Source organism: Prevotella sp. BV3P1 (genome assembly GCF_000479005.1).
Classification (GTDB): Bacteria; Bacteroidota; Bacteroidia; order Bacteroidales; family Bacteroidaceae; genus Prevotella.
In genome coordinates, this window is sequence record NZ_AWXC01000046.1 from 1 (window position 1) to 13,312 (window position 13,312).

13 protein-coding genes are annotated in these 13,312 nt (G+C 44.3%); 9 read left to right on the forward strand and 4 right to left on the reverse strand.

The genetic code is table 11. The features are described 5' to 3' along the window. Positions 1 to 144: 144 nt before the first annotated feature. Positions 145 to 357, reverse strand: a complete 213-nt coding sequence (locus HMPREF1254_RS08420; RefSeq protein WP_023058245.1) for a PG1828 family lipoprotein — start codon at positions 355 to 357, stop codon at positions 145 to 147. Between the two features lie 290 nt (positions 358 to 647). Between HMPREF1254_RS08420 and mtaB the strand changes: the two genes are divergently transcribed. The 9 genes from mtaB to HMPREF1254_RS08470 all read left to right on the forward strand — a co-directional run bounded on the left by mtaB (position 648) and on the right by HMPREF1254_RS08470 (position 10,143). After that, positions 648 to 2,009, forward strand: coding sequence for a tRNA (N(6)-L-threonylcarbamoyladenosine(37)-C(2))-methylthiotransferase MtaB (gene mtaB / locus HMPREF1254_RS08425; protein WP_023058289.1), 1,362 nt, complete (start codon positions 648 to 650; stop codon positions 2,007 to 2,009). Beyond that, on the forward strand, positions 2,006 to 3,019 hold the full coding sequence (locus HMPREF1254_RS08430; protein ID WP_023058285.1) for a glycosyltransferase family 2 protein: 1,014 nt from the start codon (positions 2,006 to 2,008) through the stop codon (positions 3,017 to 3,019). Before mtaB ends, HMPREF1254_RS08430 begins: the two co-directional genes overlap by 4 nt. A gap of 108 nt (positions 3,020 to 3,127) precedes the next feature. Next, a complete protein-coding gene (locus HMPREF1254_RS08435; protein WP_023058316.1) occupies positions 3,128 to 3,931 on the forward strand; it encodes a gliding motility protein GldB-related protein in 804 nt (267 codons plus the stop codon). A gap of 411 nt (positions 3,932 to 4,342) precedes the next feature. Further along, positions 4,343 to 5,590: an MFS transporter gene (locus tag HMPREF1254_RS08445; RefSeq protein ID WP_023058298.1), complete on the forward strand. Its 1,248-nt coding sequence runs from the start codon at positions 4,343 to 4,345 to the stop codon at positions 5,588 to 5,590. Then, positions 5,587 to 6,138: a bifunctional nuclease domain-containing protein gene (locus tag HMPREF1254_RS08450; protein ID WP_023058279.1), complete on the forward strand. Its 552-nt coding sequence runs from the start codon at positions 5,587 to 5,589 to the stop codon at positions 6,136 to 6,138. The genes HMPREF1254_RS08445 and HMPREF1254_RS08450 overlap by 4 nt, the downstream gene beginning before the upstream one ends. 9 nt (positions 6,139 to 6,147) lie before the next feature. Further along, positions 6,148 to 6,873, forward strand: a complete 726-nt coding sequence (locus HMPREF1254_RS08455) for a 16S rRNA (uracil(1498)-N(3))-methyltransferase (protein ID WP_023058313.1) — start codon at positions 6,148 to 6,150, stop codon at positions 6,871 to 6,873. Positions 6,874 to 6,967: 94 nt separating this feature from the next. Further along, positions 6,968 to 8,305, forward strand: a complete 1,338-nt coding sequence (locus HMPREF1254_RS08460) for a DUF4836 family protein (RefSeq protein WP_036879617.1) — start codon at positions 6,968 to 6,970, stop codon at positions 8,303 to 8,305. 3 nt (positions 8,306 to 8,308) lie between these two features. Further along, the gene (locus HMPREF1254_RS08465) at positions 8,309 to 8,953 is read left to right on the forward strand and encodes an ATP-binding cassette domain-containing protein (protein WP_023058266.1); all 645 of its coding nucleotides are present in this window, start codon (positions 8,309 to 8,311) and stop codon (positions 8,951 to 8,953) included. After that, positions 8,950 to 10,143 (forward strand): hypothetical protein, encoded by a 1,194-nt coding sequence (locus tag HMPREF1254_RS08470; protein WP_023058264.1) that lies wholly within the window; start codon positions 8,950 to 8,952, stop codon positions 10,141 to 10,143. The genes HMPREF1254_RS08465 and HMPREF1254_RS08470 overlap by 4 nt, the downstream gene beginning before the upstream one ends. A gap of 443 nt (positions 10,144 to 10,586) precedes the next feature. Here the strand turns inward: HMPREF1254_RS08470 and HMPREF1254_RS08475 are convergent, their stop codons facing one another. The 3 genes from HMPREF1254_RS08475 to HMPREF1254_RS08485 all read right to left on the reverse strand — a co-directional run bounded on the left by HMPREF1254_RS08475 (position 10,587) and on the right by HMPREF1254_RS08485 (position 13,306). Further along, positions 10,587 to 11,957, reverse strand: coding sequence for a nucleobase:cation symporter-2 family protein (locus HMPREF1254_RS08475; RefSeq protein WP_036879615.1), 1,371 nt, complete (start codon positions 11,955 to 11,957; stop codon positions 10,587 to 10,589). A gap of 29 nt (positions 11,958 to 11,986) precedes the next feature. Then, a complete protein-coding gene (gene xpt, locus HMPREF1254_RS08480) occupies positions 11,987 to 12,565 on the reverse strand; it encodes a xanthine phosphoribosyltransferase (RefSeq protein ID WP_036873840.1) in 579 nt (192 codons plus the stop codon). Positions 12,566 to 12,661: 96 nt separating this feature from the next. After that, complete coding sequence (locus HMPREF1254_RS08485; protein ID WP_051331311.1) at positions 12,662 to 13,306, reverse strand: tetratricopeptide repeat protein; 645 nt, start codon at positions 13,304 to 13,306, stop codon at positions 12,662 to 12,664. Between the last annotated feature and the right edge of the window lie 6 nt (positions 13,307 to 13,312).

Consider the following 13,312-nt stretch of genomic DNA (forward strand, 5'->3'; position numbering starts at 1 on the left):
GAGTTTTTGAATTGGTGAGTATGCTTCTTCGCACAACCAATACAAGAACTCAAGAACTCAGAAACTCACCAACTTAAAAACTTATACAAAAAAACCATCACTCACAAGGAGTGATGGTTGTTCTCTCAATTTTGTTCGTATTGATTACTGAGCCTGAGCTGCAGAGTCAACAGTTGCAGTTGCAGAGTCAACAGTTGCTGCGGCTGTAGAGTCAGCAGCTTCCATTGTAGAGTCTACCAAAGAGTCGGTAGAAGCTTCCAAAGAGTCAACAGCAGCTTCTGTCTGAGATGCTTTGTTACCACAAGATGCGAATGAGATAGCTGCTACAGCTACGAACATTAAAACTAATTTTTTCATTTCTTTGCTTTTTAAATCTGTAAAACAATCATTTGTTTATTAAAACATTGCAAAGGTAAGGTTTTTTTCCATACTCAATACTTTTTTTTATTCTTTTTTTTGGTTTTGAATTGTAACTTTTCTGTAATTACCTGATAATCACTTATTTGTAAATGTTAAAAATATGTTAAATATTTGCATTGTGCCGTCTTGTTTACAAAAATAGGGCATAAAAACGACAAATTGGATGCTCAAGTACAGCCATCTGAACTTTTTTCTTTAATTTTGCATACCATATTAAATAAGGTTAGATGATTGATACAAGTGCTTTTCAAGGTAAAACCGCTTCCTATTATACACTGGGTTGTAAACTGAATTTCTCCGAGACTTCTACTTTTGGCAAGATGCTCCAAGAGATGGGCGTGCGCACTGTTGACAGGGGTGAGCGTGCTGACATCTGCCTGATCAACACATGTTCGGTCACCGAAGTTGCTGACCATAAATGCAGGCAAGCCATTCGTCGGATGGTGCGAGAGAACCCTGGTGCGTTTATCATTGTCACCGGATGTTATGCCCAACTTGAGTCAGAAGCTGTGAGCAAGATACCAGGTGTTGACCTTGTTTTGGGTTCAAATGAGAAAGCCCACTTGGTACAATATCTCAATGATGCCTGGTTGCGCAAGAATGCACTGGCCGAGCAGGGGGATGAAGTGGCTGGTGGATTGCATGTATTCCAGTCGGTCAAGACAAAAGACATCAAGACCTTCCAACCCTCTTGTTCGAAAGGTAACCGCACGAGGTATTTCCTCAAAGTGCAAGATGGGTGCAACTATTTTTGCACCTATTGCACCATACCCTTTGCACGCGGCTTCTCCCGCAATCCATCCATTGCTTCTTTGGTCCAGCAGGCCGAGCAGGCTGCGGCAGAAGGAGGGAAGGAAATCGTGCTCACGGGTGTCAACATCGGCGAATATGGCGAAAGAACCGCTGAGACTTTTTTGGACCTTGTCAAAGCACTTGATCAGGTGGAAGGCATCCGCCGATTTCGTATTTCCAGCTTGGAGCCCGATTTGATGACCGATGAGTTGATTGATTATTGCGCGCAGTCCAGAGCCTTCATGCCTCATTTCCATATCCCCTTGCAGAGTGGCTCTGACGAAGTGCTCAGATTGATGCACCGCCATTACGACACCGCACTGTTTGCCGACAAGATACACCATATTAAAGAGGTGATGCCGCATGCCTTTATCGGTGTGGATGTTATGGTGGGTTGCCGAGGTGAAAAGCCCGAATACTTTGAAGAAAGCTACGGGTTCATCCGTTCTCTGGACATCACTCAGCTACACGTCTTCCCTTATTCCGAGCGTCCCGGCACCCGTGCGCTGTCCATTCCGTACGTCGTTTCAGATCGAGATAAAAAGTTACGTTCGAAGCGTCTTCTTCAGCTGTCAGATGAAAAGACGCATGCTTTTTATGCCAAGCATGTGGGGCAGGAGGCGGAGGTGTTGTTTGAAAAGACCAACCGCGGCCGGGCCATGCACGGTTTCACTCGTAACTATATTCGTGTGGAACTGCCCGCAGCATTGGCCAAAGAAGAATTTGATAACCAATTGATAACGGTCAAGTTGGGTGAATTCAATCATGACCGCTCTGCCTTAAAAGCAATGATATGAAAGTAGCAATTGTCATTTTGAATTGGAATGGAGCCAAGATGTTGTCAACCTACCTCCCTTCCGTCATCAATTATTCTCGCGATGAAGCCGAAATCTTTGTTGCAGACAATGCGTCGACCGATGGTTCCATGTCATGGTTGTCACAGCATTACCCCATGGTGAAGCAAATTGTCCTGGATCGTAATTGGGGTTTTGCCGATGGCTACAACAAGGCTTTGGGCCATATCGATGCCGAGTACTACATATTGCTCAATTCCGACATTGAAGTAACCCATCACTGGTTAACACCACTCATTGAGTTTATGGACGCTCATCCGCAGGTGGCAGCGTGTCAGCCCAAGCTGTTGTCGGTTTCCAATCATGACCAGTTTGAGTATGCGGGCGCGAGCGGAGGATTTATTGACAGATATGGCTATCCATTTTGCCGTGGCCGTATCTTTCAGACGGTAGAAAATGATGATGGCCAGTATGATGCTCCCTGCAAAATAGCATGGGCTACGGGTGCGTGTCTGATGATTCGTTCTCACGATTATTGGGAGGTCGGAGGGTTGGATGGCCGTTTCTTCGCCCATAGTGAGGAGATAGATTTGTGCTGGCGCTTGCGCTCACGCGGCCGTGATATCTATTGTATTCCCGACAGTAAGGTGTACCATGTGGGAGGAGGAACGCTGCCCAAGAATAATCCTATGAAGACGTTCTTGAATTTCAGGAACAATTTGACCATGCTTTATAAAAACCTGAATGACAAAGATTTGAAGCATGTTATGCGCATTCGGTGGTGGCTCGACTATCTTGCAGCCTTGCAAATGCTGTTGTTGGGACACCATTGGGGCGACTTCTGCGCCGTGTTCAAGGCCAGAAAAGCCTTCAAACATTGGCGCAATGAATTTGAATTTGACCGCCAAAAAATTCAAAACAGCAGGTTGGTGCAAGACGAAAAAATACTGAACTCTTATTCTATTCTTTGGAAATATTATGTCAAAGGAAAGAAAAAATACAGTAAAATCTAAGCGGAATTAAAGCAATTTTGTCTTAAATTTATCTTTTTTAGTATAAAATTTGCTACTTATTATATTTTTGCTTAATTTTGCTCGTAATAAGGATAATGTGTATTCATTTTGAAGCAATATTATAGTCTATTATTTTTAGCCCTCCTGTTGTGTAGCGCTTGTCAGCTAAAACTCAAGCCTTACAATCAAGAAGATCAGAAGATGCTGGTAGAAGTACAGCGCTATGATCGTCTGGAGAGCCGTTATCTCACGACGGGTGATTTCTCGGCGCTTCAACAAATGAATACCACCTATCCCATGGAAACTCGCACGTTGATAGAAGACGTGTTGGATTTAGGCGAAGTGAACGAACCGTACATCAATTCGAAATTCCTTAATTTCTACCAAGACTCTCTGTTGCAGGTCCTCATTTCTGACGCAGAAGCTGAATATGCTGACATGGATGACATCAACAAAGAGCTGAGCCGAGTATTCATGAAGTTGCAAAAGTTGCTGCCGGGGCTTGAAATCCCCACTGTCTATGCGCAAATTGGTGCGCTCAATCAGAGTGTGGTGGTGGGCGACAAGCTGATTGGTATTTCGTTGGATAAGTATTTGGGAGAAAACTATTCGGTATATAAGAAATATTATTCCGAGCAGCAACGACAGTCCATGACACGTGAATACATCGTGCCCGACTGTATTGTTTTCTATTTATTGAGCGTCTATCCCATGGAAGATCACGGCGTGAACACACAGGTGGAAAAAGATTTGCACATGGCTAAGATTATGTGGACGGCCAACAAAGTGCTGGGTAAGCGATTTTTCAAGAGCGACTATGTGAATGTTGTCGACAGATTCATGCGGAAACATAAGAGCATCTCGGTAGCTGCACTGCTAAAACTGGATGACTATTCCAAATTTGAGGTATAGGGTGATGTCTTGAATTTAAACTTATACCTAATTTTTCCTTATTAATTCATACATATTATCATACTTCTATGCCGTTTCAATAGCAATGAGTTTGGCGGTCAAAGTCATTGCTATTGAGGGGTAAACTCATTGAGTTTGGTGGTCAAAGTCATTGCTATTGAAAATCAATGTGTGCTTTCTTGGATTTCTTCCTTGTTTGGCATTCCGAAAAAAAAGATTTTTTTATTTTGCGCATTCTCACATTTAGTGTACCTTTGCATAAGACAGGCATCGCCTCGGCAACTCCAAACAAGCTTGGTTGCGCTCGGCTCGCGCTGTCTTTGCATAAAACAGGCATCGCCTCGGCAACTTCAAACCAGCTTGGTTGCGCTCGGCTCGCACTGTCTTTGTTAGAAATAAATAATACATGAAATGAACTTAAAAGTACGTTTGGCGGCAATGAATTTTCTTGAATTTGCCGTATGGGGTTCCTATCTTACTTGCATGGGAATCTATTTAACCAACATCGGAATGGCTTCCAACATCGGTGCATTTTTTGCCATGCAAGGTGTTGTATCAATCTTCATGCCTGCATTGATGGGCATCGTGGCAGACCGTTTGGTGCCTGCTCAACGCCTTTTAGGCTACTGTCACCTGCTGGCCGGCTTGTTTATGTTTGCGGCAGCCTACTATGGGATGAGCCAAGGAAGCAATGCTGAGTTTGGTATACTCTTCACTCTTTATTCATTCAGCGTGGCTTTTTACATGCCTACCTTGGCATTGAGCAATTCGGTAGCCTACAATGCCTTGACACAAGCGGGGATGGATACCATCAAGGACTTTCCACCCATTCGTACATTTGGAACCATTGGCTTTATCTGTTCCATGTGGTTTGTAGATATCTTTGGCTTTAAGAGCGACCAAAATCAGTTTGTGGTCAGCGGTGTTTTGAGCATTCTCTTGTTTCTTTACACCTTCACGTTGCCACATTGTCCTACGTCCAAGGGGCAGCATGCAACTGGTTTGGTTGAAGCCTTTGGTCTGAAGGCCTTCTCCTTGTTCAAACAAAAGCGCATGGCCATCTTCTTTATCTTCTCCATGCTGTTGGGTGTGAGTTTGCAGATAACCAATGGTTTTGCAACCCCTTTTATTGAAAGTTTCAAGACTTTGCCTGAATATGCGGGCACGTTTGGAGTGAAATATCCAGTGATACTTTATTCTTTGTCACAGGTCAGTGAAACCCTTTGCATTTTGATGATACCCTTCTTCATGAAGCGTTACGGCATCAAGAACGTGATGTTGATTGCCATGTTTGCATGGGTGCTGCGGTTTGCCTTGCTTGGATTGGGCAATCCGGGTGACCGCGTATGGATGTTTGTGCTGTCCATGATTATCTATGGCGTTGCCTTCGACTTCTTCAACATCAGCGGCTCGTTGTATGTGGACAAGGCTACCGAGCCGGCTCTTCGCTCCAGTGCGCAAGGTTTGTTCATGCTTATGACCAACGGTATCGGCGCAACGGTCGGCTCACTGGCTGCACAGGCTGTGGTTACTTCGAATACCATCAATGGCGTTACCAATTGGTCGGCCTGCTGGTATGCATTCGCCGGATATGCTTTGTTGGTGGGAGTGAGCTTTGCTCTGTTGTTTAAACCCAAGAAAAATATGGTGAAGGCATGAATAAGGTACGGCTGATTTTCAAGAGCGTAACAGAGATTGTGGGCACTACCGATGTGGGATTGCTCATCTTAGTGGATGAACAGCAACAGCGTCAGCTTACCATCCCATGTGACCGCAATATGCTGTATCAGTTTAGTCTTCGTGTGCAAAAGGTCCCAATCACGGACATGATGCTGCCAGAAGTGTTGTGGCAGGTCATCCGTTCGCAAACCACGCTGCACTTTGAGATTCTCATCAACGACTTAATTGAGGGGCAGTACAGGGCTGTGTTGTATAATATAGAAACGCTTGAACCAATCTTGATACGCATCAGTGACGCCATGTTGTTGGCCTATGTCAGCGACATTCCCGTATATATTGATGAGAAATTGATGAAAAAGCAGAGTGTGAAGTATGTTCACAATGCGCAGGGGATGTCCATTCCTGTAAACACTTTGACGGATGATATGTTGAATAAAGCATTGAACAAGGCCATTGAAGAGGAGCGTTATGAACTGGCATCCTTGTTAAGAGATGAGATGAAACGACGCAATTTGCTTGATGCTTGATGTTTGAATATGAAAGAAGCCAGATATTTTTACGTTCCTGATGCTGCCCATGTGACTGAATTGCCTCCGGAAGAGGCGCGGCATGCTGTCAGCGTTCTGCGACTGAAAGCCGGTGATGAAATATTCTTAATGGATGGAATGGGTACGTTCTACCAGGCAAACGTCACGCTCGCAGCTACCAAACATTGTATGTATGACATCGTGAAAACGCTGCCGCAGCAGAAAACATGGAAGGGGCATGTGCATTTGGCTATCGCACCAACCAAGATGATGGATAGGATGGAATGGATGTTAGAGAAGATGACTGAGGTTGGCTTTGATGAAATCACGTTCCTGAACTGCCGCTATTCAGAGCGCAAACAACTACGAATTGACCGCTTGGAAAAGATTGTTATCGCTGCAATGAAGCAGAGTAGAAAGGCTTGGAAGCCCGTAGTTAATCCCGTTATGCCCTTTCAAGACTTTGTCAATCAACAGCGAGAGGGTGGTCTGTACATTGCCCATTGTTACACGGAGATAGCCAGAAAGGATTTCCTTAACGAGATACAGCAAGCTGGTAATCAACAAGATATTACCATACTTGTAGGTCCTGAAGGTGATTTCTCGATCGACGAAGTGAATCAAGCCCTTGAAAAGGTGTTCTCGTCTGTGTCATTAGGGCAAAACAGATTGAGGACTGAAACCGCAGGTTTGGTATCAATCGTGATGTCACAAATGGTAAAACGCATCTTATAATCCATAGAGGAAAAGGTTGGAAACATGCGACCGACCAAGGTAAGGCATCTTCTTGACGGTCTGATGTTTCATTAATAGAAAGGTAAGATTCAACATGAAAGTATTCAAACTATATTGCATTTCCGCATGCTTGCTCATCATTGCTTTTTTGTCATCTTGTTCAGATGCTGAATATCGTCAAGCTATTCCAAAGTCAAGCACTGCTTTAGTCTCGTTTGACGTCAGCAAGATAAGTGGGGTAAACAGCGCCACATTACTGAAAGTACTGCTCCGAATGAAGAATTTGGATGAGAGTGGTATCGATTTGACGCACAAGATTTATCTTTTTGAATCGCCTGACGGGAATTTAGGAATCTGTGCGAAAGTGCAGGACAAAGGGAAGTTGGAGCAAATGTTCGTGAAGATGAACAGCAGGCCCGTGAAGTATCGTGAGGCCTATTTTGCACAAGTTAATGACTCTTGGATTGCTGGTTACAATGATCAGTCGCTCTTAATCATGGGTCCTTTGCCTGTTACTGCGCAGGAAGTCATGAAAGGCACGATGGCCAAATATCTGCAACAAGACGAGGAAAACAGCGTGATAGCTTCTCCTATGTTTGAAAAGTTGGAGGGTATTGACAGTCCTATGGCGATGGTGGCACAGGCGAAAGCCTTGCCTGAACAGCTTGTTGCACCGATGACGTTAGGCACTCCGAAGGGTATAGATGGGTCACAAGTGCTGATAGCAGCTGAAATGAGTATCGAAAAACGATGCCTGACCATCGAAGGCAGACCATTTTCTTTTAACCAACGTATCAATCAAGAGATTGAAGAGTCGTTCAAAGTATATCGTCCCATCACCGATGCTTACCTGCAATCCATGTCAAACGAGGCCTTGTTGGGCATGTTCGTGAACGTAGATGGGCAGAAGTTTTTGCCCATTTTGCAGCAGAACAAGGGCCTTCAAGTGTTGCTGACGGGTATCAATCAGGCGATAGACATGGACAACATCATCCGCAGTGTCAATGGTGACATGTGCATCATTGTTCCAAACTATTCCGATGGAGCCATTCAATTGTCGATGGCCGCGCATCTTGCGCATACAAAATGGCTGGCTGATGTTCCCTATTGGAAGCAGTCAGTGCCGCAAGGTGCTAAATTGACGGATGCCGGTAAGAATATCTACTCCTATTCAGATGGCAAAACCAACTTTTGTTTCGGGGTGAGTGAGGACAAGCAGTTCTTCAGCGGTAGCAGCAAACAAGAAGCGTTGGCTTCAATCGGTAGGGCGAAAACACCACTGCCCATTCAGCTGCAAACTCAAATCAAAGGGCAGAAAATGGTCATGGTGATTCATTTTAACGACGTGCGCAATGAAACGATGAAAGTGTTTGTTGATTTACTGAAACCCGTGTTTGGACCTGTCAACACCATGGTATATAAATTGAAATAAAAGGTGGAGAGTATCACATTGAACAAGGTTCTGCCGCATGTCTTTTCACATGTGCAAGGATTAGTGTCGGATGTTTGGAATGAAGAAATCACCTTCCACAAGGGACATTATTATCTGTTGGAAGCCAATTCTGGCAAAGGAAAGAGTACGTTTTGTAGTTATTTGATAGGGTATCGGCGTGATTTCGATGGAAAAATCTTGTTTGACGAGCAGAATATCAACGCACTCACAATCAAAGACTGGGCAGAAATACGCACCCGGCAGGTCAGTTATCTCTTTCAAGAGTTGCGCTTGTTTCCCGAATTAACCGCTCTTGAGAACGTTATGATTAAGAACAACATGACGCATTTCAAGACCAAAGCGCAAATTCTTGATTGGTTTGATGAATTGGACATCGCTGACAAGGTGAATGTCAGGATAGGACAGATGTCCTTTGGACAGCAACAACGAGTGGCACTAATACGCTCGCTCGTCCAACCTTTTGATTTCTTGTTGGCAGACGAACCCATCAGTCACCTCGATGAAGACAACTCCAACACCATGGCACAAGTTCTCTTGCGTGAGGCTACCCACCAAGGAGCAGGCGTCATTGTTACGAGTATCGGCAAACATCTGGCTTTAAAATATGATAAGGTTGTAAGATTATGACGCTTGTTTGGAAACTTCTTCGGCAACATGTGAGCATTCCTCAGTTTGTAGGTTTTTTCTTTGCAAACCTGTTTGGAATGATTGTCATTCTTTTAGGATATCAGTTTTATCGTGACGTCATGCCTGTGTTTAACAGCGATGACAGCTTCATGAAGGCCGATTATCTCACCATCAGTAAGAAAACAGGAACGACTTCCACCATCAGTGGTGAAGACAACACGTTCAATGGGGCAGAGATTGAAGAATTAAAGCAGCAGCCTTTTGTCAAAAAGTTGGGCGCATTCACCTCGGCCGAGTATAAGGTGAACGTAACGCTGTACGTGAAGGAAACTAAATTGCTTGATTCCGAATTCTTTTTCGAGAGCATTCCCGATTCGTTTGTCGATGTTCCGCTTGCCCAATGGCATTATCAGGAAGGCAGCAAGACGGTACCCATCATCCTACCCAGGTCATACATCACCATGTATAACTTCGGCTATGCGCGCAATCACTCATTACCGAGCATCTCTGAAGGCGTGGTGGGAATGCTGAATGTACGGATGGCCATTCATGGCAATGGTAAGGATGAAGTGTTTGAAGGAAAAGTCATTGGTTTCTCAAGTAAATTGAACTCCATCCTTGTTCCCATGTCATTCATGTCGTGGAGTAACCATCACTTTGCGCCAAATGCTACGAGTGCCCCCAACAGACTGATTGCTGACGTGTCGAGCACGCGCGATGATGCCATCGCAAAATACTTGGATAGCCATGCGTATGAGATAGAAGACAGTAATCTTGCCAACGAGAAGGCCATCTCGTTCTTATCGTTAGTCGTGTCAATCGTGATGGTTGTGGGCCTGTTTATATGCCTCTTGAGCTTTTATATCCTACTTTTAAGTATTTATCTTCTCGTGCAAAAAAATGCGTATAAACTTGAAAATCTCTTACTGATAGGCTATCGTCCGCTGCAGGTGTCGAAGCCATACATCTTTCTAACACTCATGCTGAATGTCGCAGTTTTGCTGATAGCCGTTCTGGCTGTGTATTGTATACGGGATTACTACATTGAAATACTGTATACCATGCTTCCAAGCATTGACAAAACCAGTATGCTTCCTACTTGTTTATTGGGGTTTGTTATCCTGGCGATTGTATCTTTCATCAATAGTTTGATTATCCATCGCAGAATCTCTGCTTTGTACAAAAAATAAAAAAAGGCAATGGTCTTCACAGATAATCGCCTTCAAATCTTCAATAGGTATTAGTCCTTTAAGGTAAAAAGATTGTTTTCAGGATAACACTTGCAAAGTTAATGTTTTTTTTGAATCCTCCAAACCTTTTTAGTTATTTTTTTTATAATAATAAAAATGTATCCTTAAAGGTGCAGATGTTTGCTGTTTTTCAAATCTGAATGTGGCATCGGTCAATCTCTGTGTTACATGCATTCTCCATCAAAAGCAATGAGTTTAGCCAACAATAGCATTGAGTTTGTCATCCAATAGCATTGAGTTTGCTCTCCAATAGCAATGACTTTGGCAACCAATAGCAATGAGTTTCCACTCCAACATGCATGCTCTTACGGTGCAAGTTTCATGTTGTCTTGGAAACGGCACAGGTTTGGTGTGTCACGATTGGATGAATGTTCGGGGATAACCTATTCTTTAATCTTGATAAATGCATTTGTCAGGATGGCTGTGAGTCCACCTGTTGTAATGCCGGAAGAAAAAATGTTTTTGATGGTTTCCGGCATGTGATCCAGTATACCAGGAACCATTTCTACGCTAAGTCCCAGGGCAAAACTGATGGCCATCACCAATACTGCCTTTCGGTTGATTTGGGTTGATGCGATGATTTTGATGCCTGCAGCTGCCACGGTTCCAAACATCAGCAGCGTTGCGCCACCAAGTACCGGAGCCGGAATTAAGGAAAACACCAATCCAACAACTGGGAACAGTCCTAAGACGACCAGCGCTCCGGCAATGTAGTAGCCCACATAGCGGCTGGCAATGCCTGTTAATTGAATCATTCCGTTGTTCTGTGCGAAGATTGAATTGGGGAAAGAGTTGAACACAGCGGCTAACATTGAGTTGAAACCATCGGCCAGAATGCCGCCCGATGCTCTTTTTTCAAATACTTCACCTTCGATGGGTTCTCCAGAAATCAGCGAGTTGGCCGTGATGTCTCCGTATGCTTCAATGGCCGTTATGAGGTAAACCAGTCCCAAAGCTATAAGGGCCGATATGTCAAAGCGGAATCCGTATTTGAATGGAACGGGAATGATAAAGCCTCCATAGCTTTGAATGGAATCCAAGTGAATCATGCCCATGAGATAGGCAGCGATGCACCCAATGAGGAGCCCTAACACGATTGAACTCATTCGAAGAAAGCGGTTGCTCGAACGATTGAAGATGATGATGCTAAACAGCACAAGCGCCGCCAACCCAAGGTTTACCATAGAACCAAACGATCCGTCAGCTTCGGCTGCAGCACCACCACCACATGAGTTGATTCCGGCTTTAACCAGCGACATGCCTATCAGCGTGACGACGACTCCGGAGACCAGTGGCGTGATGATTTTGCGTGTGTACTTCAATAGGCGGCTCACAAGCATTTCGACAACAGAGGCGAACATGCAGGCGGTAAATATATAGGATAAAGCCATTTCGGTGTTCATCTTGCCACCCACCATGCCAAGCATACCGGCTCCGATAATGGGGCCTATGAAGGAGAAGCTGGTGCCTTGGATGCACAAGAGTCCTGTACCAATGGGACCAATGCGGTGACATTGTATGAATGTGGCGACGCCAGAAACGAACAATGACATGGAAACCAAGAATCCTGTTGTTTCCAAATTAAAATTAAGCGCATTCGAAATAATCAGCGGTGGGGTGATGATGGCTACGAAGATGGCCAGCAAGTGCTGAAGTGCAGCAAAAATACTTTCTCGGAGAGCTGGGCGGTCGTGAAGGCCATAAATCAAGTCAGTCGACTTTGACCTTACTTGTTCTTGTTCTGTTGCGTTCATTTCTTTTGGTGCAATTAATAGGAATATGGTTACTTTTCTGTGGTTTTTAATTTGATTTGGCAATCGTCCAGCGATTCAATCATGGCCAACGATTCGCATCTCACGCCTTCTGCTTCTATCCCGTCACGTCCATGTTGGAAGGTTTTTTCAATGATAAAGCCCATCCCAACCAGTTCTGCACCGGCCTGCCGGCATAGGTCGATGATGCCTTTGGCGGCATTTCCATAGGCCAGGAAGTCGTCAATGAAAACCACTTTGTCGTTAGGTGTCAGATAATCCTTGCTGATAACGACGTTGTATTCACGCTGTTTGGTGAATGAGAAGACCGTGGTGGATAAGATGTTGTCCATCGTTGACGGTTTTTTCTTCTTGGCGAATACCACCGGAAGGTCCAGAAGTAACCCCATAACGATGGCAGGAGCAATGCCCGAGGCTTCGATGGTTAAGATTTTGTTGATTTCCGTTGAGGCGTAACGTTTGATGAATTCGATGGCGATGGCTTTCATAAGGTTGGGATCCATCTGGTGGTTGATAAATTTATCTACTTTCAATATGCCACCGGGATAGCATTTGCCGTCTTTCAGAATGCGGTCTATTAATGTTTTCATCTTTTGCATTATAAAAATAATGCATGCAAAGTTACTAAAAAAATGTAAAGCACAGAAAGATGACAAACTATTTTTTCTTGCCGCTTGTGTCGTGCTTCACTTGATGCTATCGCTTGGTAGTTCGGTGGCTGTTGATTGGTCTATTTGTTGTTTGCAGCCGTTGATCATGTTTTCAATTTGTGTCATACGGTATTTCAACCCAGGTTTGTATCCGTAATGTCGATAGTAGGAGCGTGCGCTTTCAAAATACTCAAGTGCATTTTCCCAATCCTTCTTGAACAGATAACAGAACCCAAGACAGTAGAAGGCATCGGCTTTTTCGTTGTCATGGCATACGTTCAGCATCTTTTCATAGCATGGGATGGCTGCTCCGTATTGTTTTAATTGAAAGTGACTTTCAGCGTTGGTATAATAATAGACTGATTGTTCGTGAGGTGCGAAGACGGTGATACTCGGCATAACTGAGTCCAGATACAGGCATGCCTGCTCGTATTTCCACTGATGATAGTAGCAAACGCCGATGTAAGCCTTATACCTTTGGTTGAGAAGGTATTCCTGGTCAAGTTTATGGAACAGTAAAAGAGCCTCATGATACTTCTCACTTTGAAAGTATTCTAGAGCCATGTTCAGTCGATCTTTGTCACTGATGGGGCGGTTGTGAATGGCATCTGCCGGGCTGTTTTGGCTTAACAGTAACGCGAGGGTGGCCAACCCTATCATCAGATAGTGCTTCGGCTTCATGCTATG

What these genes read in the sequence shown, in the direction of transcription:
- HMPREF1254_RS08445 (WP_023058298.1), top strand. Translation starts at nt 4,343, where the DNA reads ATGAACTTAAAAGTACGTTTGGCGGCAATGAATTTTCTTGAATTTGCC.
- HMPREF1254_RS08460 (WP_036879617.1), top strand. Translation starts at nt 6,968, where the DNA reads ATGAAAGTATTCAAACTATATTGCATTTCCGCATGCTTGCTCATCATT.
- HMPREF1254_RS08420 (WP_023058245.1), bottom strand. Translation starts at nt 357, where the DNA reads ATGAAAAAATTAGTTTTAATGTTCGTAGCTGTAGCAGCTATCTCATTC.
- HMPREF1254_RS08430 (WP_023058285.1), top strand. Translation starts at nt 2,006, where the DNA reads ATGAAAGTAGCAATTGTCATTTTGAATTGGAATGGAGCCAAGATGTTG.
- HMPREF1254_RS08470 (WP_023058264.1), top strand. Translation starts at nt 8,950, where the DNA reads ATGACGCTTGTTTGGAAACTTCTTCGGCAACATGTGAGCATTCCTCAG.
- mtaB (WP_023058289.1), top strand. Translation starts at nt 648, where the DNA reads ATGATTGATACAAGTGCTTTTCAAGGTAAAACCGCTTCCTATTATACA.
- HMPREF1254_RS08475 (WP_036879615.1), bottom strand. Translation starts at nt 11,957, where the DNA reads ATGAACGCAACAGAACAAGAACAAGTAAGGTCAAAGTCGACTGACTTG.
- xpt (WP_036873840.1), bottom strand. Translation starts at nt 12,565, where the DNA reads ATGAAAACATTAATAGACCGCATTCTGAAAGACGGCAAATGCTATCCC.
- HMPREF1254_RS08455 (WP_023058313.1), top strand. Translation starts at nt 6,148, where the DNA reads ATGAAAGAAGCCAGATATTTTTACGTTCCTGATGCTGCCCATGTGACT.
- HMPREF1254_RS08485 (WP_051331311.1), bottom strand. Translation starts at nt 13,306, where the DNA reads ATGAAGCCGAAGCACTATCTGATGATAGGGTTGGCCACCCTCGCGTTA.
- HMPREF1254_RS08450 (WP_023058279.1), top strand. Translation starts at nt 5,587, where the DNA reads ATGAATAAGGTACGGCTGATTTTCAAGAGCGTAACAGAGATTGTGGGC.